This is a genomic window from Armatimonadota bacterium, assembly GCA_031459765.1.
In the GTDB taxonomy this organism is placed as follows: domain Bacteria; phylum Sysuimicrobiota; class Sysuimicrobiia; order Sysuimicrobiales; family Kaftiobacteriaceae; genus Kaftiobacterium; species Kaftiobacterium secundum.
Genome location: JAVKHY010000001.1, coordinates 12,337 through 38,054, shown reverse-complemented (window position 1 = coordinate 38,054; position 25,718 = coordinate 12,337). Strand labels below are relative to the sequence as shown.

At 69.0% G+C, this 25,718-nt stretch carries 21 protein-coding genes; 17 read left to right on the top strand and 4 right to left on the bottom strand.

The features are described 5' to 3' along the window. Positions 1 to 52 precede the first annotated feature (52 nt). Positions 53 to 235 (bottom strand): DNA alkylation repair protein, encoded by a 183-nt coding sequence (locus QN141_00175; protein MDR7556887.1) that lies wholly within the window; start codon positions 233 to 235, stop codon positions 53 to 55. A gap of 361 nt (positions 236 to 596) precedes the next feature. Between QN141_00175 and QN141_00170 the strand changes: the two genes are divergently transcribed. Both QN141_00170 and QN141_00165 read left to right on the top strand, forming a co-directional pair. Beyond that, positions 597 to 2,087: a 5'-nucleotidase C-terminal domain-containing protein gene (locus tag QN141_00170; protein ID MDR7556886.1), complete on the top strand. Its 1,491-nt coding sequence runs from the start codon at positions 597 to 599 to the stop codon at positions 2,085 to 2,087. Between the two features lie 41 nt (positions 2,088 to 2,128). Beyond that, positions 2,129 to 2,479: a nucleotide pyrophosphohydrolase gene (locus QN141_00165; protein ID MDR7556885.1), complete on the top strand. Its 351-nt coding sequence runs from the start codon at positions 2,129 to 2,131 to the stop codon at positions 2,477 to 2,479. Here QN141_00165 and QN141_00160 read toward each other — a convergent pair. Both QN141_00160 and QN141_00155 read right to left on the bottom strand, forming a co-directional pair. After that, on the bottom strand, positions 2,470 to 3,582 hold the full coding sequence (locus QN141_00160) for an FAD/NAD(P)-binding oxidoreductase (protein MDR7556884.1): 1,113 nt from the start codon (positions 3,580 to 3,582) through the stop codon (positions 2,470 to 2,472). The two genes, QN141_00165 and QN141_00160, sit on opposite strands and share 10 nt — an antisense overlap. 1,120 nt (positions 3,583 to 4,702) lie before the next feature. Further along, positions 4,703 to 5,542, bottom strand: coding sequence for a M55 family metallopeptidase (locus QN141_00155; GenBank protein ID MDR7556883.1), 840 nt, complete (start codon positions 5,540 to 5,542; stop codon positions 4,703 to 4,705). Positions 5,543 to 5,708: 166 nt separating this feature from the next. Between QN141_00155 and QN141_00150 the strand changes: the two genes are divergently transcribed. From QN141_00150 to QN141_00085, 14 genes are all read left to right on the top strand, one after another. Next, positions 5,709 to 6,926 (top strand): DUF1343 domain-containing protein, encoded by a 1,218-nt coding sequence (locus tag QN141_00150; GenBank protein MDR7556882.1) that lies wholly within the window; start codon positions 5,709 to 5,711, stop codon positions 6,924 to 6,926. Between the two features lie 148 nt (positions 6,927 to 7,074). Further along, positions 7,075 to 8,211 (top strand): NEW3 domain-containing protein, encoded by a 1,137-nt coding sequence (locus QN141_00145; protein MDR7556881.1) that lies wholly within the window; start codon positions 7,075 to 7,077, stop codon positions 8,209 to 8,211. Beyond that, positions 8,208 to 9,146: an ABC transporter ATP-binding protein gene (locus tag QN141_00140; GenBank protein MDR7556880.1), complete on the top strand. Its 939-nt coding sequence runs from the start codon at positions 8,208 to 8,210 to the stop codon at positions 9,144 to 9,146. Before QN141_00145 ends, QN141_00140 begins: the two co-directional genes overlap by 4 nt. After that, a complete protein-coding gene (locus QN141_00135; GenBank protein MDR7556879.1) occupies positions 9,136 to 10,089 on the top strand; it encodes an ABC transporter permease in 954 nt (317 codons plus the stop codon). Before QN141_00140 ends, QN141_00135 begins: the two co-directional genes overlap by 11 nt. A gap of 191 nt (positions 10,090 to 10,280) precedes the next feature. After that, complete coding sequence (locus QN141_00130; protein MDR7556878.1) at positions 10,281 to 10,904, top strand: cupin domain-containing protein; 624 nt, start codon at positions 10,281 to 10,283, stop codon at positions 10,902 to 10,904. Positions 10,905 to 11,074: 170 nt separating this feature from the next. Continuing rightward, a complete protein-coding gene (locus QN141_00125) occupies positions 11,075 to 14,026 on the top strand; it encodes an AAA family ATPase (protein ID MDR7556877.1) in 2,952 nt (983 codons plus the stop codon). 197 nt (positions 14,027 to 14,223) lie between these two features. Then, on the top strand, positions 14,224 to 15,744 hold the full coding sequence (locus tag QN141_00120; GenBank protein MDR7556876.1) for a DUF3604 domain-containing protein: 1,521 nt from the start codon (positions 14,224 to 14,226) through the stop codon (positions 15,742 to 15,744). Positions 15,745 to 16,023: 279 nt separating this feature from the next. After that, positions 16,024 to 17,760: an ABC transporter ATP-binding protein gene (locus QN141_00115; protein ID MDR7556875.1), complete on the top strand. Its 1,737-nt coding sequence runs from the start codon at positions 16,024 to 16,026 to the stop codon at positions 17,758 to 17,760. Beyond that, positions 17,757 to 19,547, top strand: coding sequence for an ABC transporter ATP-binding protein (locus tag QN141_00110; GenBank protein MDR7556874.1), 1,791 nt, complete (start codon positions 17,757 to 17,759; stop codon positions 19,545 to 19,547). Before QN141_00115 ends, QN141_00110 begins: the two co-directional genes overlap by 4 nt. Further along, positions 19,548 to 20,132, top strand: a complete 585-nt coding sequence (locus QN141_00105) for an isoprenylcysteine carboxylmethyltransferase family protein (GenBank protein ID MDR7556873.1) — start codon at positions 19,548 to 19,550, stop codon at positions 20,130 to 20,132. 110 nt (positions 20,133 to 20,242) lie between these two features. After that, positions 20,243 to 21,823: an ABC transporter substrate-binding protein gene (locus tag QN141_00100; protein MDR7556872.1), complete on the top strand. Its 1,581-nt coding sequence runs from the start codon at positions 20,243 to 20,245 to the stop codon at positions 21,821 to 21,823. Positions 21,824 to 21,888: 65 nt separating this feature from the next. After that, positions 21,889 to 22,809 (top strand): ABC transporter permease, encoded by a 921-nt coding sequence (locus QN141_00095; GenBank protein MDR7556871.1) that lies wholly within the window; start codon positions 21,889 to 21,891, stop codon positions 22,807 to 22,809. Further along, on the top strand, positions 22,806 to 23,705 hold the full coding sequence (locus tag QN141_00090; protein ID MDR7556870.1) for an ABC transporter permease: 900 nt from the start codon (positions 22,806 to 22,808) through the stop codon (positions 23,703 to 23,705). Before QN141_00095 ends, QN141_00090 begins: the two co-directional genes overlap by 4 nt. A gap of 40 nt (positions 23,706 to 23,745) precedes the next feature. Continuing rightward, positions 23,746 to 24,186 carry a chromate resistance protein gene (locus QN141_00085; GenBank protein ID MDR7556869.1) on the top strand — a complete coding sequence of 147 codons (441 nt, stop codon included), beginning with the start codon at positions 23,746 to 23,748 and terminating at the stop codon, positions 24,184 to 24,186. Between the two features lie 19 nt (positions 24,187 to 24,205). Here the strand turns inward: QN141_00085 and QN141_00080 are convergent, their stop codons facing one another. Then, complete coding sequence (locus tag QN141_00080; protein ID MDR7556868.1) at positions 24,206 to 24,478, bottom strand: hypothetical protein; 273 nt, start codon at positions 24,476 to 24,478, stop codon at positions 24,206 to 24,208. A 313-nt stretch (positions 24,479 to 24,791) separates the two neighbouring features. Between QN141_00080 and QN141_00075 the strand changes: the two genes are divergently transcribed. Then, positions 24,792 to 25,709, top strand: a complete 918-nt coding sequence (locus QN141_00075) for an EamA family transporter (GenBank protein ID MDR7556867.1) — start codon at positions 24,792 to 24,794, stop codon at positions 25,707 to 25,709. Positions 25,710 to 25,718: the final 9 nt, after the last annotated feature.

Sequence of the window (25,718 nt, the reverse complement as noted above, 5' to 3'; positions counted from 1 at the left end):
ATCTCCCGGGTCCGTGACGGCCTGCTCAGGCGGGCCTGAACCCTGTCGCTGGTCAGTTCGCGCAGCGCGTCGGCGGCGATCCAGCGGCCGCCCTGGAGTCCCTCTTCCCGATCTCCTTCGCCACGGCGATCGCCCGCCGGTTCAGCGCACGATTTCGCTTGCCGATGTTGCGCAGCGCCCAGTTCACGGCCTTCCGCACGTAGTTCCGCTCGTCGGTCGCCGCGGCTGTGATCATCGGGAAGAACCGCTCGAGCTCCGCGCCGGTCAGCCGCCGGTCCCCCAGGCCAGCTCGGCGATCAAAGAGAACGCCGTACGCTTGACGAACTCCTCGTCGCGCTTCGACCACTGGCGGATCTTCTTCAGCACGAAGGGCGTGCGTGCGATGAGCGCACAGACCTGATCGACGAGATCCGGGTCTTGGGTGTGATCCCGAACCGGGCCATTCCGGCGACGTTGGTGGGGTTGCCCATGCGGGTAAGGCGGGCCAGGACTTCGGTGGATGTCATCGCCGCGTCTGCGATGCGCCTTCCGCCAGGGGGTCGTCGGGTGATTCTTGAACTCCTCCCCTGTTCCCTTGGGGATTTTCGGAGGTGTCCATGAAGCGCCTGCGGCTTTCCGCTCTCATCGCCATGCTGCTCTTGCTGCTCGGGCCGGCGCCGTCCGCCGTTCCTCAGCCGTCGACGCTGGTCGTCCTGCACTTCAACGACGACTACCAGTTGAGCGCCGTGGAGAACGGCAAGCTGGGCGGTCTGGACCGCCTGGCCGGAGCCGTGCGGCGGTTCCGGGCCAGCGAGCGGTGCACGCTGCTGCTCTTTGCCGGCGACCTGATCTCACCCTCGGTGGAGTCGTCGGTGTTCAAAGGGGCGCAGCTCATCGACGGGTTGAACCTCCTCGGCGTGGACGCAGCCACTCTAGGCAACCACGAGTTCGACTACGGACCGGCCGAGCTGCAAAGGCGGATTGGCGAATCGAAGTTCCCGTGGGTGATCTCGAACGTCTTCGTGGCCGGCGCGCGGCCCTTTCCCGGCACGCGGCTGTATCTCATCCGCAACGTCTGCGGCGTCAACGTCGGCATCTTCGGCCTGCTCACGCCTGAGACCGAGACCTCGTCGTCGCCGGGGGCAACCTGGTTCGGAGATCCGATTGCCTCCGCCCGCGCCGTTGTGTCCGTGATACGGCGGGCCGGCGCGGAGCGCATCATCGCCCTGACCCACCTGCGGGTCGAGGACGATGAGCGCCTGCTCGCCGCCGTCCCGGAGGTCGATCTCGTCATCGGCGGGCACGAGCACGATCCGTTGACGCGTACCGTGGGCGGACGCCTGATCGCCAAAGCCGGCTCGGATGCGAAGTGGCTCGGGGTGACGCGCGTGCCCCTGCGGGGCGCGCCGCGGGCCGCCCACGAGCTGGTCACCATCGACGAGAAGACCCCGGCCGATCCGGCGATGGCCGCGCTTCTCAGGCGTTACGCGGATCAGCTGGCCAGGGACCTGGAGGTCGTGATCGGCGAGACGACCACACCCCTGGATGCCCGCAACCAGACGGTGCGCCAGCAGGAGTCGGCGCTTGGAAACTACATCGCGGACGTGATGCGCGCCGCAGTGGCCGCCGACGTGGCGATCACGAACGGCGGCGGGATCCGCACGAACGCGCTCTTCCCGCCGGGACCGATCCGCCGGCGCGACGTCTTCGCCTGGTTGCCCTTCGGCAACGTCATCGTGAAGGTGGCGGTGCGTGGGACGGCGATCCGATCCGCCCTGGAGAACGGGGTCAGCCAGTGGCAGCAGGTCGGCGGGCGCTTCCCCCAGGTGTCCGGTCTGACGTACAGCTTCAACCCCGACCGCACCGTCGGCTCGCGCCTCCTGGAGATCCGCGTCGGCGGACGCCCGCTGGACGACGCGGCCACCTACACGGTGGCGACGAACGACTTCATGCTGCGCGGCGGCGACGGCTACGCGATGCTGGCCTCGGGCGAGGTCCTGGTCGGCCCATCGGGCGGCCCGCTGATGGTGACCGCCGTCATCGAGGCCATCCAGCGCGCCCGGACCATCAGCCCGCGGCCGGAGGGCCGCATCACCATCAGCCGCTGAGCGTGGCAGGAAACCGCCGCGCCTGCGGCAATCACCCGGGTATGGATAGAACGACGACGGTCGGTGGCCTGAAAGACCTGGTCCGACGGTTCGTCCGGCAGCGCGCGTGGGAGCAATTTCATACCCCGAAGAACCTGGCCATGGGGATCGCGGTGGAGGCGGCCGAGCTCATGGAGGTCTTCCAGTGGGTTGACGGCGCGTCCAGCGGCGACCTCCTGCGCCGTCCGCAGGTGCGGCGGGCGGCGCAGGAGGAGCTGGCCGACGTGGTGATCTACTGCCTGGCGTTCGCCAACCGCGCGGGGCTTGACATCGCCGGCGCGGTCCGATTCAAACTGTCCCAGAACCGCCGAAAGTATCCCGTCCGGACCTCCCGCGGCAAGGCTCAGCCGTAAGCCGCGCGCAGGATGCCGTACTCCCAGGCCTTCCGATGGCTGACGTGCTCAGGGCGGGCTCCCAGCACGCGCGTCCGTTCCGGGATGGGCCGCCCATCCTTCGTCCAGGCCACCTCCACGAACATCGCCTCCTTGCTGGACACAAAGGGCCAGCACTGGTTCAAGACGGGATCAGGTTCGCCCCGATCCACGCCGAGGGTGCGCGCGATGTGGTAGGCGGCGTTCCGTCCCCCGAGGAATCCCACGTACGCGGTCTTCGGGTACGGCGTCCTGGTAACGTCTCCCACGGCATAGATGTTTTGGTGCCGCCGCGACCGGAACGTGGTCGGATCGGCATCGATGAATGGGTAGTCGAGTCCTGATTCTTCGATGAAGAGCGGAGCCTTGGCCGGAGGAATGACGGAGGCCAGCGTGTACTGCTGTCGCTCGCCCCTGTCCGAGACAAGCGTCCTGCGGCCCGGATCAAATTCCACCACCTTGAAGCTCGGCCGGTAGGCGATCCGCCGCTCCGAGAACACCCCCCGCCACAGGTCGGCCATTGTCGGGGGCTGCGGTCGATCGTTGGCATCGAGGACGACGATCTCCGCCCGCACCCCTTTTCTCTTCCAGAACTCGTCGATGAGACTGACGACCTCGTAGGGACCCGGCGGACACTTGGAGGGGGGCGGCGGGACGCTGAGGACAAACGTCCCGCCCTCGAAGCTCTGGACCGCCCGGGCCAGGGCCAGCGCTCCGGGCCAGGTCCAGGCGTGGGCGTTCATGCCGGCGTTCTCCAGCAGGCCTGCGATCTCGTTGTCGGCCGGGACCATCCCTGTGGCGACGACCAGGATGGTGTAGTCCACGATCCCCTGCGGGGTCACGACGCGGTTCTCCGCGGGCCGGATCGCGGTGACCGCGGACCGGATGATGCGGACGCCTGCCCGGACGAGGCCCTCGAAGCCCACCGTCATCCGCGCTCGTTCCTCGAGCCCGACGACGTAGTCGACATGGGAAGGTCCGGAGACGTACGTGGGGTTCCGCTCCAGCACCACGACCTCGATGTCCGGAGCCAGCCGGCGGAGGGTGCGCGCGCACATCGCTCCACTGATGCCTCCTCCGACGATGACGACGCGTCGATTCGCACCGGGCAGCAGCGGCCCGGGCGCGGCGGAGGTGACGAGCGCCCCGCATCAGTCCCCGGTAGGGGCCCAGCCACCCGACCGACATCCCGGCGAGAGCCGCTCCCCCCATGACCTTCAGCGCCTGCCTGCGGGTCAGATCCATCGGTTGCCTCCTCCTTTCGAAGCGGAACGCCGAATCACCGCAGATCGCGCGATCATCCCCTGCCGCCGCCAGGGCCCGATCACTGGCAGGTGGTGATGGAGTTGAGCACCTCCGGGGTGGCGACGATCTCGTAGGCGAGGACGAGCAGACCTCCGGTCGAAGCGGCGGCAAGATAGCGGTCGTCATATCATTGACCCGCAGCTCAAGGACGCGACCGTCCATGGGCGAGCGCAGGCATGATCCCAGGACACACCGGCCGGCGAGCGGAGCGCGACCGGTGCGGACAGAGACATAATCCTGGGTCTTCAGGAGCGCAGCGATGCCGTTCCCGCCGCGGATTTCCAGCCGGATTATGGTGCCGGGTACCAGCTGGTACAGCGGCATCCGGTGGGGGTCGCGTCCCACCACGACGACGCCGCGGTTTCGGACGAGATTCTGTCCGCCGCGCAGGCGGGCCATGGCCTGAGCGATTGTTCCCGGCTCATAGCGAACGGTGATGGCTCCCGGGGTCAGGGACCGGACCCTGATGTGGAAGTCCGCCCCCGTCTCGCTGGCCAGGGGATAGGCGAGCTCCTTGACATTCGGAAAGAGCTTAGCCGTCCGGGGGACTCCGCCGGTCTGAAACAGCTTCAAGAGATCGGGCTCACCGGCATCCTCGAAGATGACAACCTCAACGGCCCCTGACGTCCGGACATGGAGTACCGTGCGCGCCCCGGGCGGAACGCTCTGCTTGTGGACGACCGGAAGGGCGACCGGCGCGGTCCAAGCCGCCACCGCGGAGGCAGGTACAGGCTGGAGAGCGAGGACGACAACGATCCCCAGGTTGAGAGCCAGCCGCGGAGTGCCCGGCATGGCCGCCCTTCTCCCGAGGAATCCAGACCTAAGTGATCCTATTTCTTCGCTACTACTTTCGCGTCGGCCGTCCGATCCCTGCCGGTCCCCCTCCCGTCCGGGGCGCTGCTAGAGGAGTCCTTCCGACACCGCGAGGGCGATGATCAGGGTCCCCCACAGCAGCTTGAAGGCCGCGACATAATCCGCCTGGGTGATGGCGATGGTGCGCGGCCCGCGGCGTTCGACCCCGGGGAACAGCGTGGCCAGGTGCGCCGGGGACGTGCGCTTGAAGTCCACCTCGAAGGTGACGGGAAGTTTCACCCGGTAGGGTTTGACGCGGCCGCCGCGCACCGCTTCCACCGCCTGGCGGGCGCGTTCCCGGATGAGTTCCTGGGCCTTCGTCGGGGTCAGGCTCAGGCCGACGAACCGGTCGAGGGCTTCCTTCACCGGAGCGGTGACCACCCCCGGCAGGCGTCGCTCGGCGTCGGCGCAGACCTGGTCGTCGCCGGTGACGAGTGCGACGGGAACATTGAACGCCCCGGCCAGGCCGGCGTTCACCGCGGCCTCGTCCACCGGCTCGCCGTGCATGCGGATCTCGTAGACGAACCGTCCGAGGTAGGTGTGGTTCATGATGCCGTCGCCGCCGCCCTCGCGCTGGTGGTAGCCGACGAAAAATGCGGCGTCGAAGCCCCGGTCGATCCCTTCCAGCTGCCCGAAGAGCTTGTTGCTGCCGCTGATCAGCCGGGCCCCCGGGTGCAGCTCCTCGATCATGATGTTGGTCATGGGGCCGTGGCCGTCGCTGACGACCACGTCCGTCGCGCCCGCGGCCCGGGCGCCCTCAACAGCGGCGTTGGCCTCCTGGGTCATCAGCCGCCGGAACCGGTCGTAGTCCTTCTCCCCGGCCTGGACGTGCTTGCCCGCCGCCGCGCCGGTGATCCCTTCCATATCGACCGAGATGTACACCCGCACCGTGTGATCGCCTCCTTCCGAAGCGGGATTCACCGGACGGGACGGCGACCCTGCGAGGAAGAGGCCTGAGCCTGGGCGAACGAGGGCATAATCCCGAGGCCGGAGCCTGCGGCGCGGGGGGACGAACGCGACCGTCTCGATTTCCTCGGAGTGAGGCCAGACCATCGTGCGGTTCATTGCTGCAGTATGCATCGGCCTGATCATTCTGGCCGGGCGGCTCTCGCCGGCCATCCTGGCCCAGCCTCCCGCCGTCCGGGTAGGAGCCGACGTGGTGCTGACCGACGGCGGCGTGCTGGCCGGCCGGCGGATCGGACTCGTCACCCACAGTGCCGGGACCACCGGCGACGGCCGGCTCACCATGGACGCTCTGGCCGCCAGGGACGAGGTGGAGATCGGCGCGCTGTTCGCCCCCGAGCACGGGATCGACGGCAGTTACGGCGCCGGCGTGCGGGTGCCCACCGTCAGCCGGGGCCGGACGCCAGTCTACAGCCTGTACGGCGGCGTGTTTCAGCCTACGCGCCAGATGCTGGCCCGCGTCGACACGCTGGTGGTGGACCTGCAGGACGCCGGCGTGCGGCCGTTCACCTATGCGTCGACGATGGCTCTGGTCATGCGCGCGGCGGCCGAAACGGGGAAGCCGGTCGTCATCCTGGACCGTCCCAACCCCCTCGGCGGACTGACCGTGGACGGCCCGGTCCTCGACCCGCGGTACGCCTCGTTCATCGGTCTGTATCCCATCCCCTACGTGCACGGCATGACGCTCGGCGAACTGGCCGCCCTCTACAACTCCGCCTTCGGCATCAACGCGCGCCTCACCGTGGTCCCGATGCGGGGCTGGGAGCGGCGGATGATCTGGGCGGACACGGGGCTGCCCTGGGCCGCGCCCTCCCCGGGGCTGGTCGACCCCGATATCGCTCCCTACTATGCGGCCACCGGGCCCTTTGACGGGACCAACGTGTGGAACGGGGTGGCCACGGAATCGCGGTTCCGCGTCGCCCTCGCGCCGTGGATCGACGCCCCGCGCCTGGCGGAGCGGCTGAACCGGTACCAGCTGCCGGGCGTGCACTTTACCCCGTCCGCCATTCCCTATCCGCTGAACGGCAAAGTGTACCAGGGTGTCCGGCTGCACATCACCGACCCGAGGATCTTCCGGCCCTCCACGACCTCGGTCTACATCCTGGCCGAGATCCGCCGGATGCACGGGGACCGGTTCCGGTTCCGCCTGTCCCGCCGCGCGCCGCCCCTCTTCGATCTGGTCTGGGGGACCGGCCAGGTGCGGTCGGCCCTTCAGCGCGGCGAGCCGGCGGAGGCGATCGTGCGGGCCTGGCAGCCCGGGTTGGCGCGCTTCCTGCGCCTGCGCCGGGAGCACCTGCTGTACGAGTAGCGCTCCGTTCGCTACAATTTTCCCTAGGCACGAAGGCGTCCATCCCAGGGACGTCGCACTCTCCACCGGGCGGCTGCCCCTCCCCCGGTGCGCATAACGGCGGGGTTTCCACCTTTTGAGGAGGGCGAAGATGCGGCATCTGTCGCGAATGGCGGTCTTGGCCGCGGTGATCGTCGTGGCTGCGTTTCCCTCGATGGTCGCCGCGGGCTTTCGAGGGCTGGGCTTTTCGACGCCGTTTCCGTCGCAGACCGTCCGGGCCGGCGAGACCCAGACGCTGGTCCTGACCGTGAAGAACTTCGGCCTGCCCCCGCAGGTGGTGGCGTTGCGGGTGGCCGAGGCTCCCCGGGGATGGCAGCTGACCTTCCTGGGTTCCGGGCGGCCGGTGCGATCCGTCTACGTCGCGCCCGACCAGGAGGCGACGGTGACGTTGCGGCTCGAGCCTCCGAAGGGTCTCCGTCCGGGGACCTACCACTTCCGGCTGGTGGCTCAGGGGCAGGACGGGCAGGCCGCGCTGCCGCTCACACTCACGCTGGGCGCCGTCACCCCGCGTCGTCTGTCGCTGGAGCCTGAACTCCCCGTGCTCCGGGGGGCGCCGACCGCCAGTTTCCGCTACCGGCTGACCCTGCGCAACGAGAGCGACCAGGATGCGCTGGTGAACATCGACGCGCAGGCTCCCCGGGGGTTCCAGGTCAACTTCTCGCTGTTCGGCCAGCAGGTGGCCAGCGTGCCCCTGAAGGCCGGCGAGAGCCGGGACCTCGACGCCGAGGTCTCCCTGCCGCCGCGGGTGGCCGCGGGCACCTACCCCATCACGGTGCGGGCCAGCACCGGGGATGCGCGGACGTCCACCCAGCTCACCCTGGAGATCACCGGGCGGCCGGAGCTCACCGTCACCGCGCCGGAGGGCCGGCTCTCCGGCCGGGCCAACGCCGGGCGGGACAGCCCGCTCAAGGTGATCGTGAAGAACAACGGCAGCGCGCCGGCGCGCAATGTGACGCTCTCGTCCTTCCCGCCGTCGGGCTGGGAGGTGACCTTCTCGCCGGAGCGCGTCGACGAGATCGCCCCCAACGGCGAGGCCGAGTTCACGGCGACGATCCGGCCCTCGCCCAAGGCGCTGACCGGCGACTACATGGTGACGATGACGGCTTCCTCCGGAGACGTCTCGAGCTCCGCGGACTTCCGGATCACGGTGACGACCTCCACCCTGTGGGGGCTGGTCGGCGTGCTGGTGGTGGCGGCGGGGCTGGGGGTCGTGACCTTTGCCGTGAACCGGTACGGGCGGCGATGAGCGAACCGGTCATCGAGGCGGAGGGTCTGACCAAGCGCTACGGATCGGTGGTCGCGGTCGATCGCCTGACGCTGGTGCTCCGGCGGGGCGAAGTCTTCGGAATGCTCGGGCCCAACGGCTCCGGGAAGACCACAACGATCCTGATGCTGCTCGGCCTCACCGATCCCGACGAGGGTACCGTCCGGGTGCTGGGCGAGGATCCGTCGCGGCACCCGCTGGCGGTAAAGCGGCGCGTCGGCTATCTGCCCGACTCCGTGGGGTTCTACGACGACCTCACGGCGCGGGAGAACCTCGCCTACACGGCGCGGCTCAACGGCTTCCCCCGCCGGGAAGCGGAGCGGCGCATCGAGGAGGCCCTGGCCCAGGCCGGGCTGACCGAGGTGGCGGACCGCCGCGTCGGGGCCTTCTCCCGCGGGATGCGCCAGCGGCTGGGACTGGCCGATGTGCTGATCAAGCGTCCGGAGATCACCATCCTGGACGAGCCCACCGCCGGCCTCGACCCCGAAGCCGCCATGGAGTTCCTGGCGTTGATCCGCACCCTCAAGATGCAGGGGATGACGGTCCTGCTCTCCTCGCACCTGCTGCACCAGGTGCAGGCGGTCTGCGACCGGGTGGGCCTGTTCTCCCGGGGGCGCATGGTGCTGGAGGGCGCCTTCGAAACCCTGGCCGACCGCGTGCTCGGCGGGGCCTACCGCATCATCGTCGAAACCCGCACGGACGCCCTGGCCCCGGTGCTCGCCTCGGTGCCGGGGGTGCAGGGCGTCCGGATGGACCGGCCGGGCGTGTACCACCTGGATGCGCGGGTGGACTGCCGGGCGGAGGTGGCGCGAACGCTCGTGCAGCGCGGCGCGCCGCTGCTGGGTCTGGCCCTGGCGCGGCCCACCCTGGACGAGATCTACGCCCGGTACTTCCAGGAGGCGCGACATGACGCGTGAGGGCTCGCCCTGGACGGGCCTGTGGGCGGTGACGCTCAAAGAACTGGCCGATCACCTCAGCAGCATCCGCATGCAGCTGCTGGAGGGGCTGATCTTCCTCACCGCGCTGGGCTCGGCCTATGCGGCGGCGCAGGAGCTGCGCGCCACCGTGGCGGAGGATCCGTTCCTCTATCTCAAACTCTTCACGACGGCGCGGGAGCCGCTGCCGTCGTTCATCGCCTTCCTGAGTTTCCTCATCCCGCTGGTGGCGATCGCGCTGGGCTTCGACGCCATCAACGGCGAGCACAACCGGCGGACGCTGAGCCGGATCCTCTCCCAGCCCATCTACCGGGACGCGGTGTTACTGGGGAAGTTCCTCGCGGCGCTGGGCACCATCGCCCTGAACCTGCTGGCGCTGTGGCTGCTGGTCACCGGACTGGGCCTGCTGCGCCTGGGCGTGGTCCCCAGCGGCGAGGAGGTGGCCCGGGGACTGCTGTTCCTGCTGGCCACGCTGGGCTACGCCGGGATCTGGCTGGCGCTGGCGATGATGTTCTCCGTGATCTTCCGCCAGCCCGCCACCTCCGCGCTCGCCTCCATCGCCGTCTGGCTGTTCGTCGCCGTCTTCTGGGACATCATCGTCGGCCTGGTGGCGGGGGTGGTGCGGCCCGTCGAGGGCGGCACCCCCTTCGCCGAACTGGCGCACACGCGCCTGCGCCTGGGCCTGTCCCGGCTGTCGCCGAACACGCTGTACGCGGAGGTCCTCCTGGTCCTGCTGAACCCCGAAGTCCGCTCGCTGGGCCCGGTCTTCCTCGCCCAGCTGGAAGGGGCGGTGCTGGGCACGCCGCTGCCGCTGGGGCAGAGCCTGCTGCTGGCCTGGCCGCAATTCACGGGCTTGCTCGCCGCCACGCTGGTCCTGTTCGCCGGCGGCTACGTGCTCTTCCAGCGGCAGGAGGTGCGGGCGTAAGGGGACGCGGCGCGCTTCATGCGGCTGCGTCAGCAGTCCCTTCTTTGACGAATAGGTGAGACGGTCCTCGCCATTCTCAGCGCGACCTTCTTTCTCGTCATCGCCCCAGGGAATTAGTCGTTCGTCCGCCCATCTGGTCGGTTCGGCTCATTCTTAGGTACATCGCTTGTGGAAGATACGGGGTTCCACCGATGACCGTCCACACGCCGGGGGCTAAGATCGCCTTCACCGGGCAGGCGCCGGGTGCGCCAATCTCGCTCGGCAAAGGGACGGGAGAAGAGATGTTTCGAAAACTGACCATCCTGGCCATGGTTCTGGCAATGGCGCTCCCGGTGATGGCGATGCCTGATCCGGGACCGGGAGGATCATCGGGAACGAGTGTCGTGATCTCGGCGGTCGCCACGGCCCAAGAGGCCATGTCGGCCTTCACGCCCGCACAGTTGAAGTGGCAGGCAGCTCCGCCCTCGCTGCCCCCTGGCGCCCAGATCGTTGTTCTCGAAGGCAACCCGGCGCAGGCGGTCCCCATCACTATGCGCCTCAAGTTCCCGGCCGGTTACGTGATCGCGCCCCACTACCATCCGGCGCTGGAGCATGTCACGGTGCTGTCGGGGCGCTTCTTCATCGCCATGGGCGAGACGCTGGACAAGTCCAAGGGCACAGCCCTCGGCCCCGGGAGCTTCTTCGTGATGCCGGTGGGGATGCGGCACTACGCCTGGACGACGGCGGAGACCATCATCCAGCTCCATAGCGTCGGGCCCTGGGGAATCACTTATGTCAACCCGGCGGACGACCCGCGGGGAAGCGGAAGCCGGTAGGAGTGTCGAGTATGACCCGGCCAAGATCGAGTGGATGCCACAAGGTCCCCGCCGGTCACGCCGCGGATAAGATACGTGCCAGCCACGATGCCCCCTCCCGACCCAGGGGGTATCGTGGCTCCAAGGTGTACAATCTGGGCACGAACCACCCCTGGAAAGGGTAGGCGGAGATGGGCATCCAGGCCATCGGGCACTTACGGATTCCGTGTCCGCGATTCGTCGGGCGTGAAGCGGAGCTTCTCTGGCTGCAGGAACGTCTGGAAGAAGCCCGCCGCAGCCATGGCGCCTTCGTCTTTCTTGCCGGAGAGGCCGGCATCGGCAAGACTCGCCTCGTTGGCGAACTGGCCATCCGCGCGCGGGAACGCGAGGTCTCCGTTCTCGAGGGCAAGTGCTCCGTCTTCGACGCCCCCCTCCCGTACGCACCCTTGAGGGAAGCCCTCCGCGGTATCGTCCGCGTCCGAGGTCTGGAAGAGACCGCCAGGATACTCGGTCCTCATATCTCCGAGATCATGAAACTGGTCCCGGAGCTCGCCCACGTCATCCCGGCCCCGCAGCCGAGCCCTCGCCTCACTCCCGCCGAAGAACGAAGTCGCCTCTTTGAGAGTCTTTACCTTGCGCTGCGCCAGATGGCCACCGACGTTCCGGTCATCCTTGCGCTCGAGGACGTGCACTGGGCTGATCCGGCGACCCTGAGTTTCCTCCACGTCCTGGCGCGGCGTTTGGCGCGTGATCGATGGCTCGTCCTCGCCACCTATCGCCCGGAGGAACTGGACCGGGCAACAGACATGCGACGACTGCGTCAGGAGCTGTTACGCGAACGGCTGGCCGAGGAGTTGCCCCTCGCCCCTCTCGACCCGGCCGAAACGGGGACGATGGTAGAGGCCGTCCTTGGTCCCCTGGCCCCCTCACCGGGCGGGTTCGCGGAATGGGTGCACACCTTCGCTGACGGCAACCCCTTCTTTATTGAAGAGATCCTTCGCGTCGTGGTTGAGAGTGGGGGCGCGCATCTGCTCCGGCTAGACGTCCAGGCTTTGGGCACCCTCCCCGTGCCGTCTACCGTGCGAGAGACGATTCTGGCCCAAGTCGGCCAGCTCGAGGGACCCTCTCGGGCCGTCCTTGCTGCGGCGGCCGTCCTGGGACGCACTTTCGACCTGGATGCGCTGCAACATGTGACATCCGTTGCAGGCGAAGCATTCACGCGGGCTTTCATGCCGCTCCTGACGCTGCATCTGCTGAAGGCAGACCAGACTCCTCTCCGGTACGGATTCCGTCACCACCTCATCCGGGAGGTGATGCTCGAGGCCCTTGCGCCGGACGAGCGACGTCGGCTGCACCAACGTGCCGGCGAGTTTCATGAGAGGGCAGCGGCGCCGTCGTCGCTGCTCGCCAACTATTTCCGGGCGGCGGGCGATACAGCTCGGATGGTCCGCTACGCGCTGGCCGCAGCGAAGGAAGCTGACGGCGTGTGCGCGTACGAAGACGCGGCACGTTACTACGCGGTTGTCCTCGCCGCTCTGCCGGAAGGTGAGACCGAAAACCGCATTGCCGCGGCCGAGGGATGGGGCGATGCGCTGTTTCATGCCGGAACGTTTGAGAACGCCGTCACCGCATACACACGGATGGGTCACATGGCGGAATCCGCGACGATGCCCCGGGAGATGATCAGGGCGTGGCGGAAGCTCGGTCGGACGCAGAACGAGCTGGAGCTGGGGTCGGGACTGCCGTCATGGGAGAAGGCACTCGCTGTCCTCACGGGAGTCGACTATCCTGCCGAGGAGGCGATGATCCGCGAGCAGGCCTCGAAAGTCGCCTTCCTCACCGGGCAGTTCGACCGGGGGATCGCAGAAGCGGAGGCGGCCCTCGCCGCGGCCGTCCGCGCGGGAGACAAAGGCGCCCAGAGCCGAGCCTGCAAGAGTCTGGCTCTGAACCTCCAGGCCGCTGGCCGCATGGACGGCGTCGGCGAATACCTGAAGCGTGCTCGCGATCTTGCCGTGGAAGCGGGCGACCTCGAGGCCGAGTTGAAAGCGCTCAACGACGTGGGTAACTTCGCCATGGATGAGGGGAGGTTCGATGAGGCGCGCGCCGCACTGGAACGAGGTGCGGCACTGGTGGAGAAGGTCGGAGCCTTGCCGACGCTGCTCCTCCCGATTGGCTCGCTGGCCGAACTTGCCATCTACGAGGGACGGTGGGATGAGGCGGAAAGCCTGCTCCGAAAGACGACGGGCATTCTCGCCGAACGCCACAATCAGGTGTGGCCCTACGCGGCGGATGCGGCATCGCTCGCACTGGTACGTTTTCTCCGGGGACACGCTGAGGACGCCGCCGCGCTGCTCGACGACGCCCAGCGATCTGCCGAGGCCGGATCAGACTCCTGGTCGCTTACCCTCATCGATGGCGTGCGTGCGCGTATGGCCCTCAGGGATGGCGAGCCGGACCGGGCGAGGGTGATCCTCGCCGCGGCTCTTGAGCGTGGCGGTGTTCCTGCCTGGGAGCTGGCGAAGTCCCATCTCCTGCTGGCTGAGGCCTGGGTTGCGTCAGGACGGAGCGACGAGGCTGCGGCTGAGCTGGAACTGGTGCTCGCCCAGCGCCCCGCCGCCTTTCTGTTCCCAAGGATCCAGCTCGTGCGTGGCCGCATCGCCGCGGCTGGCGGCGACCTGAGCAGCGCCGCAGCGGTCTATCGCGCGGCGCTGAGTACACCTGAGGGCGCGCGCCAGCCCTATGAGGCAGCGCTGCTCCGCCTGGATCTGGGGCTCTGTCTCCTTCGACGCGGAGATCGGGGGGATCGCCGTGAGGCCCGGTCGCTCCTCCTCGCCGCGGCGGCCGGGTTCGAGGCGTTGGGAGCAGGACCGGACGCCATCCTGGCGCGGCAGGCGGTGCAGCGGATCAGCGGCCGCAAGCCGTCTGGGACAACTCTCACCGAGCGCGAGCGCGAAGTCCTGACTCTCCTGGCCGAGGGGTTGAGCAACGCGTCCATCGCCGCGCGTCTGTACATCTCGGAACGCACCGTCGAAGTCCACGTGAGCCACATCCTGGGGAAACTCGGCATCCAGACTCGCACGCAAGCCGCGGCGTGGGCGGCCAAGCACCTCACCCTCCCGCCTCAGGAGCCTGTTTCTCCGTAATGCCGGCGGCACGGCCGGCGGGTCCCGCGCGAGGGCAGCGGTGACACCTGTCTGGCGCTGGATCTGCGGCTCCCAATAGCTCATCCTCAGCGAAGTCCGGTTGACGCGAACGGAACTTCCGTGGAGATGATCCTCGCCGCCTACCGCGCCGCGGCCAGCGGGCGCAGTGAACCCGTCATCTTCGGGAGGGCGCCGACGTGACCCTACCGGGCTACGCGGGGTTGACGGCGTACTTCGGGGATCTCCACAGCCACTGCGACGTCGGATACGGCCGCGGTACGCCCGAGGACGCCTACGCCAACGCCCGGCTGCAGCTGGATTTCGCCAGCGTCACGGCCCACGCCGCGTGGCCGGACATGCCCGTGTCCGAGACGCGCCTGGCCGACACGGTGGACTATCACAGGCGCGGCTTCCAGCGGGCCGCGGCGCGATGGCCCCACCTGCGCGAGGTGACCAACGCGGCCAATGTCGAGGGACGCTTCGTTACGTTCCTCAGCTACGAATGGCACTCTCTGCGGTACGGCGACCACAATGTCTACTACCGGGACGGCGACGGGGAGATCGTCGAGGCGGCCGACCTGGAGGAGGTGCGGGCTGCGCTGCGGCGCCTGGCGGCCTCGGGCCGGGCGGCTCTCATCATTCCGCATCATATCGGGTATCGGGCCGGCTACCGGGGGATCGACTGGGCGGCCTTTACGCCGGAATTCTCGCCCGTGGTGGAAATCGTCTCCATGCATGGTGTCGCCGAAGGAGACCACGCACCCTATCCCTATCTCCACACCATGGGCCCGCGCGACGGCCAGGGTACCATGCAGCACGGCCTGCGGTTGGGAAAGGTGTTCGGCGTCATCGGCTCCACCGACCATCACGCCGCCTATCCGGGCAGCCACGGCTGGGGTCGGGCCGCGGTCTGGGCCGCGGAACTGACGCGCCACGCCGTCTGGGACGCCCTGACGCGGCGCCGGACATATGCGCTGACCGGCGACCGCATCGTGCTGGCCTTCGCCGTCAACGGACACCCGATGGGGACGGTCCTGCGGTTCGCGCGCCGGCGGCACATCCAGGTGTCCGTGGAAGCCGGTGACGCGATCGACTACGTGGACGTCGTGCACAACGGCAGACTGCTTCATCGCTGGACCCCTACCCCGGACCGCGGAGCGTCCGGTCCCTGGAAGGTGACGCTGGAACTAGGGTGGGGCGATCGGGCCGTCCCCGTCCGGTGGCATGTGGAGCTCGCCGTCGAAGGCGGCCGCCTGCTGGACGTCGAGCCGCGGCTGCGCGGGGACGACATCGTCTCTCCCAGGGAAGAGGGCGGCGACCGGGGCCCGGTCCTGAGTGCGTGGGAACGCCGAGGGAACCAGATCCTGCTCGAGACCACGACCTGGGGCAACCCCAATCCAGTGACGCCGGGCATCCAGGCCGTCAGTCTCAGCGTCGACGGTGACGAGTCCACCAGGATTGCCGGTCGGATCAACGGACGGGAGGTTGTGGTCCCGCTCGCCGCGCTCCGCGAGGCTGCCATCGTCCACTATCTCGGCGGGTTCCACACGCCGGCCTGTCGGTTCGGCCGCGCGGTGGGCCGCGGGATGTTCTCGGGATCCTTTGCGCTGGAGCACGAGGGGGAGGGCGATCGGGACTGGTACTACGCCCGGGTGCGCCAGACGAACCATCAGTGGGCGTGGAGCACGCCCATCTGGGTGGAGGCCCCGGTCCCCTGACTGGGGTGGGACGCGCTTCCGCCGTTGACGGGCGACGCCCCTTCTGGTACACATACTGTTACGCTCTGTCTGCTGTTACACTTTGCCACAGACGGGAGGTGCGCCCATGATCAGGATTCGCCAAGATGGCGCGCGAACCCGACCGGGTGCGCCTCGTGACCTGTAAGTAACCGCCACCGCTGTCGTGGCGGCCACGGGGACGAGCCGGTTCCCGTGGCCGTTTGCATTTCCGCGCTGCGATCTTCCGGTCGAACGCGAGCCGAAGGTCCGGGAGCTTCTATGGCCGTCTCATACGCTCAACATCGCCGGTTTCTGCTGAGCTACCTGCAGCCGCAGAGGATGCGGGTCGCCCTGCTCGCGGCGCTGCTGTTCGGCAGCATTGCGCTGCAGCTGCTCATGCCGCAGATCCTGGCCCGCTTTATCGACCTGGCCCGCGGCGGCGCGTCGCCGGAGGTCCTGGCGCGTCTGGCCGGCGTGTTCCTGGGCGTGGCGCTCACCGGACACCTCATCTCCGCCCTGTCGGTCTACGCCAGCGAGAACGTCGGCTGGACGGCGACCAACAAGGTGCGGGAGGATTTGGCCCTGCACTGCCTGCGGCTCGACCTGCCGTTCCACAACGCGAAAACGCCGGGCGAGATGATCGAGCGCGTGGACGGCGACGTGACGCAGCTCTCGGGTTTCTTCTCGCAATTCGTGATCAAGGTCCTGGGCAACGCCGTGCTGCTCGCGGGCATCCTGGTGCTGCTCTACCGCGCGGACTGGCGCGTCGGGCTCGTCTACACCGCCTTTACCGTGACGACGTTGCTCCTGCTGCGCAGGCTGATGGAGGCGGCGATTCCATACTTCAAGGAGTCCCGTCAGGCCGGGGCCATTCTGCTCGGCTTCCTCGAGGAGCGCCTCTCCGGCACAGAGGATATCCGGGCCAGCGGCGCCGTACCCTACGTGCTCCGCCGGCTGTCCGAGGCCCTGCGCAACCAGCTCGAGAAATCCCGTCGGGCGTGGCTGCGGGGGACGGTGATGTGGGCGACGACCGCGGTGCTGCTGGCCGTGGGCAACGCCCTGGCCTTCGGGATGGGGGCGTGGTTGCTCCGCCGGGGGCTGATCACGGTGGGGACCGTGTACCTGTTCTTCCATTACACGGAGATGCTGCGGCGGCCGCTGGAGCAGATCACGCGGCAGATGCAGGAGCTGCAGCGGGCCAGCGCCAGCATCTCCCGCGTGGGCGATCTGCTCGGGCTGCGGAGCGCGACGCAAGACGGGGCGCTCCGGCTGCCCGGCGGGGCCCTGACGGTGGAAGCGGATCAGGTCTCCTTCGGCTACGTCGAGGACGAGCTTGTCCTGCGGGATGTCAGCTTTCGTCTGGAGCCGGGACGGGTGCTCGGCCTGCTCGGCCGGACGGGGAGCGGCAAGACCACGATCGGCAGGCTGTTCGTGCGCTTCTATGATCCGACGTCGGGGGCGGTGCGGTTGGGCGGAATCGACGTCCGCGACGTGCCGCTCGATGATCTGCGCAACCGGGTGGGCCTGGTCACGCAGGACGTGCAGCTGTTCCACGCCTCGGTGCGCGACAACCTGACCTTCTTCAATCCGCGTATCTCGGAAGCCCAGATCATCGCCGTGCTGCGCGAACTCGGCCTGCAGGAATGGATGGAAACCCTTCCGCAGGGTCTGGATACCCCGATCGGCCCCCGGTCGCTGTCCGCCGGCGAGGCGCAGCTGCTGGCTTTCGCCCGCGTGTTCTTCAAGGACCCGGGCCTGGTGATCCTGGACGAGGCTTCCTCGCGGCTCGACCCGGCCACCGAGCAGCTGGTGGAGCGGGCGGTCGCCGCGCTGCTCCGCGGCCGCACCGCGGTCGTCATCGCCCACCGCCTGGGCACGGTGCAGCGGGCGGACGAGATCCTCATTCTCGAAGACGGCGCGGTCCTCGAGCACGGACCGCGGGCGCAGCTGGCAGCCGATCCGGCCTCACGGTTCGCCTCGCTGCTGCGCACCGGGCTGGAAGAGATGCTGGCATGAGCACGTGGCGCGTGCTCTGGCGATTGCTGACGTATCAGCCGTGGGCCTACGCCTGGAACATGGTGCTGTGGACCGCCTTCTGGCTGACGCCGCTCCTGATGGGGCTGGTCACCCGCGCCGTCTTCAACGCGATCACCGGCGGGGAGACCGCGGGATGGGGACTGTGGAGCCTGCTCGCCCTGCTGGTCGGCGTGGCCCTGGGACGCGTGGCGATCAACATCCTCGGCGTCGACGCCTGGGCCACGTTCTTCTTCCACCGGGCCGGGCTGCTGCGGCGCAACCTCCTGGAGAGCATTCTCAGCCGGCCCGGGGCGAAGGCGCTGCCCGACTCGCCGGGCGAGGCGATGAGCCGCTTCCGCGACGACGTCGATGAGCTGCTGAAGCTGATCGAGATGACGGTGGACGGCGTGGGGATCGTCCTTTCCGGATTCGTCGGCGCGGCGATCATGTTCCGGATCGAGCCCTTCATCACGACCGTGGTGCTGCTGCCGCTCGTGGCCATCGTCGCCGTCGTGGCCCTTCTGCGCCAGCGCATCCTCCGCTACCGGCGGGCGGCGCGGGAGGCGGCGGGGCGGGTCACCGACCTGATCGGCGAGATGTTCGGGGCGGTGCAGGCGGTCAAGGTGGCCGTGGCCGAGGCGCACGTCATCGACCGCTTCCGCGTGCTGAACGAGGAGCGCCGCCGCGTCTCGCTCAAAGACAGCCTGCTGACCGAGCTGCTGGGCGCCGTGTTCTGGAGCTCGATCAACCTGGGCACCGGCCTCATCCTGCTCCTGGCCGGCCGGTCCATCCGCACCGGTGCGTTCACGGTCGGTGACTTCGCCCTCTTTGTCTTCTACCTGGGGCTGGTCACCGAGGGCATGACCCTCATCGGCAACTTCTCGGCGCGGTACCGGCAGGCCGGCGTCTCCGTGCAGCGCCTGGTCGAGCTGCTGCAGGGCGAAGCGCCGTCGCGCCTCGTCGAGCACAAACCCCTTCACCTGACGGGCGCGCTCCCGGAGGCCCCGGTCCCCGAGCGGATCGACGAGGATCGACTGGAGCGCCTGGAGGTGCAAGGGTTGACCTATCTCGATCCGGCGACGGGGCGGGGGATCCAGGACGTCAGCTTCACCCTGCGCCGCGGGTCCTTCACGGTGGTCACCGGGCGCATCGGTTCCGGGAAGAGCACGCTGGTGCGCGTGCTCATCGGCCTGCTGCCCAAAGACGCCGGCGAGATCCACTGGAACGGCAGACGCGTGGAGCGTCCCGCCGAGTTCTTCGTGATGCCGCAGGCGGCGTACATTCCCCAGGTGCCGCGCCTCTTCAGCGAGGCCCTCCGGGACAACGTGCTCTTCGGACTCCCCGCGGCCCGCGCGGATCTGCCGGGGGCGGTGTGGTCCGCGGTCATGGAGCGCGACGTCGAGATGCTGGAGAAGGGCCTGGAGACGGTGGTCGGCCCGCGCGGGGTGAAGCTCTCCGGCGGCCAGATCCAGCGCACCGCGGCGGCGCGCATGTTCGTGCGCAAGCCGGAGCTGTTGGTGATCGACGACCTCAGCAGCGCCGTGGACGTGGAGACCGAGCGCACGCTGTGGGAGCGCCTCTTCGCCCTCGAGGACGTCACCTGCCTGGTGGTCAGCCACCGCCGCGTGGCGCTTCGCCGCGCCGACCAGATCGTCGTGCTGAAGGACGGACGCGTCGAGGCGGAAGGGGCGCTCGAGGATCTGCTCCGGCGCTCCCCCGAGATGCGGCGCTTGTGGAAGGGCGAGGCGCGGGAGGATTCGGCGTCGGCGCAGGCAACTGCTAGGTAGATGATCCCCGCCATTGCCGTGCTCTTCGCCCTTGGCTTCTACGCCGTGACGGTGGGGGCCGTCCGCCGGACCCGGCGGTTGATCGGCGGCGGGCCGATCGTGTTCGCGCCGTCCGGGGGATTGGAGATGAAGATCGCCGCCGCCCTGATGTTGGTCTTCCCCGCCGCGCTGGTGGCCTCCACCTTGCTACCCGGGGTGCGCTGGTTCCGTCCGGTGATCCAGTCGCCCGCGCTCCCCGCGCTGGCCGCCGTCCTCTTCGCCGGCGGGCTCCTCCTGCAGCGGGCGGCGATCTGGACGCTGGGTCCGGCCTTTCGCATCGGGATCGATCCCGACGCCCCGGGGCCGCTGGTCCGGGAGGGGCCGTACCGCTACCTGCGCCACCCCATCTACGCCTCATTCATCGCCTACTACGTCGCGGCGTGGCTGCTCCAGCCGAACCTGCTCTTCGGCGTGGTCACGCCGCTGGCCGTCCTGCGCATCCACTACCAGGCCACCCTGGAAGAACGCCTGTTGCTGGCCCGCCACGGCGCCGCCTACGCCGCCTACGCCCGGACCACGAGCCGGTTCATTCCCTTCGTCTGGTGACGCGTCGTTCCGCAGAGCGGATGAGGCGGTGGAGGAGCGCCGCGGGAAGACGAAGAATTGACGGCCCATCTCGGAGCTGTTCGCGTCGAGGTGGTCTCATGACACGATCGATGGCATGTCGGTGGGGAACTGTTCTCGTCGCCGTGGTGCTGCTGGCCGGCCTGACGGCGCCGGCGGCGCGGGCGCAGCGCCGGGGCGGTACGCTGACCATCGCCCGGCCGGTGGATGCCGTCTCGCTGGACCCGCACTTCGAGACCACGGCGCCCGGGGCCTGGATCTACCAGATGATCCTCGAACCCCTGGTGGCGCTGGGTCCGGATATGAAGATCAAACCCGTCCTGGCCACGGGCTATCGGGTCATCGACGCCAGCCGCATCCGGTTCACTTTGCGCCGGGGCGTCCGCTTCCACGACGGGACACCCTTCAACGCGCAGGCCGTCAAGTTCACCTTCGATCGGGCCTTCGACCCCAAGGCGCCGGCCCGCTGGGCCAGCCTGGCCGGTCCCATCAAGGGCGCGGAGGTCGTGGACGAGTTCACCGTGGACATCACCACCAGGGAGCCCTACGCCCCGCTGCTCTACAGCGTGGCGATGCTCTACGCCGGCATCGTCAGCCCCGCCGCCGTGCAGAAAATGGGCCAGGAGTTCAGCCGGGCCCCGGTCGGCACCGGTCCCTTCAAGTTCCAGGAGTGGCGCACCAACGACCGCATTACGGTGGTGCGCAACGACGACTACTGGGGTCCGAAGCCCTATCTCGACCGCATCGTCTTCCGCGTCATCCCCGAGGAGTCGGCGCGCATGATCGCCCTGCGCACCGGCGAGGTGGATATGGTGCTGGTCCCCGCCCCTTCGCAGCTCGCGGCCTTCCGGCGCGACAGCAACTTTGTCGTGGCCGAAGCCCAGGGGCAGCGCGTCGTCTTCATCGGCATGAACCTGACCCGCTCGCCGCTCACCGACGTGCGGGTGCGGCGCGCGCTGCTCATGGGGACCAACCGCAAGGCGATCCTGGACAACGTGCTGGAGGGCGCGGCCGCTCCGGCGGACGGCATCCTGGCCCCGGGGGTCTTCGGCTACGCGCCCATGGAGCTGGACCGGCGGTATCCCTACGACCCGGCGAAGGCGCGGGCGCTGCTCCAGGAGGCGGGGTTCCGGCCCGGGCCCGACGGCGTCATGGTGCGCGACGGCATGCCGCTCGTGCTCAGCCTGATCAGCGCGCGGGGACGCTACCTGAAAGACGCCGAGATCTCCGAGGCCTGGCAGGCGCAGATGCGCCAGATCGGCGTGCGGGTGGAGCTGAACTTTCTGGAGTGGGGTACCGTCTTCACCCACGTCCGCGCCCCCCAGCTGGACTACCACCTCTTCACCTTGGGCTGGGTGACGACCACCGCCGACGCCGACTACAGCCTGCTGCCCATGTTCCGGTCCAACATGGCCCCGCCGACGGGGTGGAACACCTGGCGGTACGTGAACCGGGAGTTCGACCGGCTGGTGGACCAGGCGCGCGTCAGCGTCAAGGCCGAGGAGCGCGAGGCGCTGTACCGGCGGGCGCAGGAGATGATCGCCCGCGACATCATGTTCATCCCCTTCTACACCACCAAGGAGATCGCGGTGCTGCGGTCCTACGTGAAGAACTTCGTGCCGCACCCGATCGAATACAACCAGGGGTTCGCCTACATCTGGCTGGACAAGTAGCCCGGCCGATCGCCGGTGGCCGGGGGTGTCGCGCCTCCCCCGGCCACCCCGGTCGCTGATCCGCGATGAGCCGCTTCGTCCTGCAGCGCCTGCTGGCCCTCGTTCCCGTGCTCCTGGGCGTGCCGCTGTTCATCATGCTTACCGTGGACCTCATCCCGGGGGATCCCGCCGCGCTGATGCTGGGGGAGGGAGCTACGGCGGAGATGGTGGCCAGGCTGCGCGCCTCGCTCGACCTGGACAAACCGCTGGCCGTGCGCTACGTCCGCTACGTCGTGCGCCTGGCCCAGGGGGACCTGGGCCGCTCCTTCCGGGAAGGGCGCCGCGTGAACGACGAGCTGGCGGAGGTGTGGACCGCCACCGCCGAGCTCGGGATCGCCGCCCTGGTCCTCGCCGTCGCCGCGGGCGTCCCCCTCGGGGTGCTGTCCGCGCGCCGGCCCAACTCCTGGCTCGACAACCTGGTCCGGGTGACGACGCTCTTCGGCCTCTCCATGCCTATCTTCTGGATCGGGCTGCTGCTGATCGTGGTGTTCAGCCTGTGGCTGGGCTGGCTGCCGGCCGGGGGACGGGGCACGCCCGCCCACCTCGTGATGCCGGCGTTCACGCTGGCCCTGCCCACCGTCGCCATGCTGGCCCGCATGACGCGCTCGGCGATGCTGGAGGTGCTGCGCGAAGACTACATCCGCACCGCGCGGGCCAAGGGCGTGCCCGGGCCCCGGGTGCTGGCGCGGCACGCCCTGCGCAACGCGCTCATTCCGGTGGTCACCGTTCTGGGGCTGCAGACCGGCCAGCTGCTGGGCGGGGCCATCCTCACCGAGACGGTCTTCGCCTGGCCCGGCATCGGCCGGATGATCGTGCGCGCCATCTTCGCCCGCGACTACATCCTGCTCCAGGGCGGCGTGATCGTGCTGGCCGTGACCTATCTGGCGGTCAACCTGCTGGTCGATCTCTCCTACGCCTACTTCGACCCGCGGATCACCTACGGATGAGTGCGGCCTTCTCCGCCGAAGAGCGCGCCGCCGTCCCGCGCAGCGGTCCGGCACCGCGGACCGGCGCGCAGCTGTTCTGGCGCCGCCTGCGCCGCAACCGATTGGCCCTGGCCGGTCTGGCCATCGTCGCCCTGCTGGTTCTGGTCGCCGTGCTCGCGCCCTGGCTCGCCCCGCGCGACCCCTCCGCCCAGACGCTGGAGGACAAACGCCTGCCGCCCTCGCGCGCCTACCTGCTGGGCACGGACGAGTTCGGGCGGGACATCCTCAGCCGGCTCATCTTCGGCAGCCGCGTGGCGCTGCTCGCCGGCGGCATTGCGGTCCTCATCGCTTTGATCCTGGGGACGGCGATCGGCACCACCGCCGCCTACTACGGGGGGAGCGTCGATCAGCTCTCGATGCGGGTGATGGACGTCCTGCTGGCCTTTCCCTACCTGCTCCTGGCCATCGTCATCATCAGCGCCCTCGGCCCGGGGTTGATGAACACCATCCTGGCCGTGGGCATCTGGGCCACGCCGGGGTTCGCCCGTGTCATCCGCGGCGCCGTCCTGTCGATCAAAGCGCAGGAGTACGTCGTGGCCGCGCGGGTGATCGGGGCCGGCCCGGGCCGGATCGTCGCCCGCCACATCCTGCCCAACTGCATCTCCGTCGCCGTCGTCTACTCGGCCCTGTACATGGCCAATGCCATCCTGCTGGAGGCGGCGCTGTCGTTCCTGGGGCTGGGGGTGCAGCCGCCGGCACCGTCGTGGGGGCTCATGGTCAGCACCGGCCGGGACTACCTCCTCATCGCGCCCCACATCGCCACCTTCCCGGGCCTGGCCATTGCCCTGACCGTGCTGGGGTTCAACCTCCTGGGGGACGGCCTGCGCGACGCCCTCGACCCGCGGGCCCAGATCTAGTCCGAAGGAGAGCGACGGTTTCAAACCGCGGAGGAGTGTCATGAAATGGGTAACCCGCAGGAACGCGAAGGTGGACCGCATCGCCTGCCCGTGGCTCATCCGGCGGTTCATCGATCCCGCCGCCGAGTTCCTCTACGTCGCGCCGGACGAAGTCGAGCAGGCGGCGGCCCATGAAGGGGCCACTGTGTTCGACGTGGCGGGCGCCGAACTGGGCCACGTCGAAGGCCGCTGCAGCTTCGAGTCGATCCTGCGCAAGTACGACCTGCGCGATCCGGGCCTGTTGCTGCTGGGGCGCATCGTGCACGGCGCCGACATCCCCCAGGACATCGCCCTCGAGCCGGAAGCCGCGGGGTTGCGCGCCGTGGCCCACGGGTTCGCGACGCTCTACGGCGACCGGGACCACGAGAAGCTCGAGGCGCAGATGCCGGTCTACGACGCCCTCTACGCCTGGTGCCGGGAGCGCGTGAACGCCCGGGCGTGATCCGGCCGGGCGCGCCGACCTAGCGGCTCACCTCGTCGTCCGCGGGAGGCGGCGGGGGCGGGTTCTGCATGGCGCGGAACTCCGTCCGGACATAGCCCGCAAGTCGCCGCCCCAGGTCATCGACGACGTCCTGAACCAGTCGAGGATCGATGTCTTCCGCGGGAGTGTAGACGATGACCGGAACATTACGGCGGACGCAGGGGAGGTTCAACCGGCGTCTTGCCCGGAGAAGGCCCTGCCACCGGATCGTCTCACCGGTCACCACCGCGGCATCGACGAACAACCAGGCCATCTGCCAGGCGGAGCAACTGACCTGGGGTGGTCCGCGGATCGACGTACACGCGGACCGACGCCGGGCCGAGGCCGTGCCGGACCACGGTCAGGCGCAGGATGGCATCGGCGTTCGCCGTCGGCTCGACGAGGGTGAGGCGCGGCAGCACTCTAGCTCTTTCGCTTGCGGCCTTCCCCGGGGGAGGGTGTCCAAGACGCGGTGCTACCCTGGGATACGCTGATCACCGGTGAATCGTTCGCCCGGACGCGGGCCAGACCAGAACGGCAAAGGCCATGGGAGCCCGACGTCGAACTGCGCTGATATGACACCCCGCGTGCCTGATCGGCTGACCCTGCTGGTCTTCGCGGTCATCGTCCTGATCGGTGGGACGAACTTCGTGGCCGTGCGCTTCAGCAACCGCGAGCTCCCGCCGTTCTGGGGTGCGAGCTTGCGCTTTGCTGCGGCGGCGCTGCTCCTGCTCGGGCTCGCCCTCGTGCAGCGGGTTCCCCTGCCGCGCGGGCGCGCGTTGCTGGGCGCAGTCATCTATGGCCTGCTGGGATTTGGAGCCGGCTATGCGTTCGCCTACTGGGGCTTGCGCCACGTACCGGCCGGTCTGGCCGCCGTGGTGCTGGCGTCCGCGCCGCTCCTGACGTTTCTTCTGGCCGTCCTCCACCGCCAGGAACCATTCCGCTGGCCGACACTGGCCGGCGGGGTCATCGCACTGGCCGGCATCGCCGTCGTCTTCCGGGGGTCGGTCAGCTCGGAAGTTCCCTACGGTTCGATGCTGGCCATGGTCGCCGCCGCCGTCTGCGTGGCCGAGTCCACGGTCCTCGTCAAGCAGTTCCCCAAGACGCATCCCGTGAGCACCAATGTCGTGGCACTGGCCGCCGGCGTCGTCGTGCTCGCCGCCCTCTCGCTCCTGCTGCGCGAGCCCTGGGCGATTCCCGCGCGGACGGGCACCTGGATCGCGCTTGCCTACCTGGTCCTCCTCGGCTCGAGCACCGCGTTCGTCCTCTTCCTGTTCGTCCTCAAGCGATGGACGGCATCCGCCGCGAACTACCAGTTCGTCCTGTTTCCGATCGTGGCCATCGTCGTTGCCGCCATCCTCGAGGGCGCGCGGGTGTCGGCTTCTCTCCTGGTCGGCGGAGGGCTCGTGCTGGCCAGCGTGTATGCCGCGGTCATCAGCCAGCCCCTCCCCGTGGAGACTCGGCCGAAGCTGGGTCCCGAACCCTGCCTGACCTGCGCCGAGTAGGAAATCCGC

Coding starts and splice junctions, on each gene's coding strand:
- QN141_00175 (MDR7556887.1), bottom strand. CDS start 235: ATGATCACAGCCGCGGCGACCGACGAGCGGAACTACGTGCGGAAGGCC.
- QN141_00170 (MDR7556886.1), top strand. CDS start 597: ATGAAGCGCCTGCGGCTTTCCGCTCTCATCGCCATGCTGCTCTTGCTG.
- QN141_00165 (MDR7556885.1), top strand. CDS start 2,129: ATGGATAGAACGACGACGGTCGGTGGCCTGAAAGACCTGGTCCGACGG.
- QN141_00145 (MDR7556881.1), top strand. CDS start 7,075: ATGGCGGTCTTGGCCGCGGTGATCGTCGTGGCTGCGTTTCCCTCGATG.
- QN141_00140 (MDR7556880.1), top strand. CDS start 8,208: ATGAGCGAACCGGTCATCGAGGCGGAGGGTCTGACCAAGCGCTACGGA.
- QN141_00135 (MDR7556879.1), top strand. CDS start 9,136: ATGACGCGTGAGGGCTCGCCCTGGACGGGCCTGTGGGCGGTGACGCTC.
- QN141_00130 (MDR7556878.1), top strand. CDS start 10,281: ATGACCGTCCACACGCCGGGGGCTAAGATCGCCTTCACCGGGCAGGCG.
- QN141_00125 (MDR7556877.1), top strand. CDS start 11,075: ATGGGCATCCAGGCCATCGGGCACTTACGGATTCCGTGTCCGCGATTC.
- QN141_00115 (MDR7556875.1), top strand. CDS start 16,024: ATGGCCGTCTCATACGCTCAACATCGCCGGTTTCTGCTGAGCTACCTG.
- QN141_00110 (MDR7556874.1), top strand. CDS start 17,757: ATGAGCACGTGGCGCGTGCTCTGGCGATTGCTGACGTATCAGCCGTGG.
- QN141_00105 (MDR7556873.1), top strand. CDS start 19,548: ATGATCCCCGCCATTGCCGTGCTCTTCGCCCTTGGCTTCTACGCCGTG.
- QN141_00100 (MDR7556872.1), top strand. CDS start 20,243: ATGGCATGTCGGTGGGGAACTGTTCTCGTCGCCGTGGTGCTGCTGGCC.
- QN141_00095 (MDR7556871.1), top strand. CDS start 21,889: ATGAGCCGCTTCGTCCTGCAGCGCCTGCTGGCCCTCGTTCCCGTGCTC.
- QN141_00090 (MDR7556870.1), top strand. CDS start 22,806: ATGAGTGCGGCCTTCTCCGCCGAAGAGCGCGCCGCCGTCCCGCGCAGC.
- QN141_00085 (MDR7556869.1), top strand. CDS start 23,746: ATGAAATGGGTAACCCGCAGGAACGCGAAGGTGGACCGCATCGCCTGC.
- QN141_00080 (MDR7556868.1), bottom strand. CDS start 24,478: ATGGCCTGGTTGTTCGTCGATGCCGCGGTGGTGACCGGTGAGACGATC.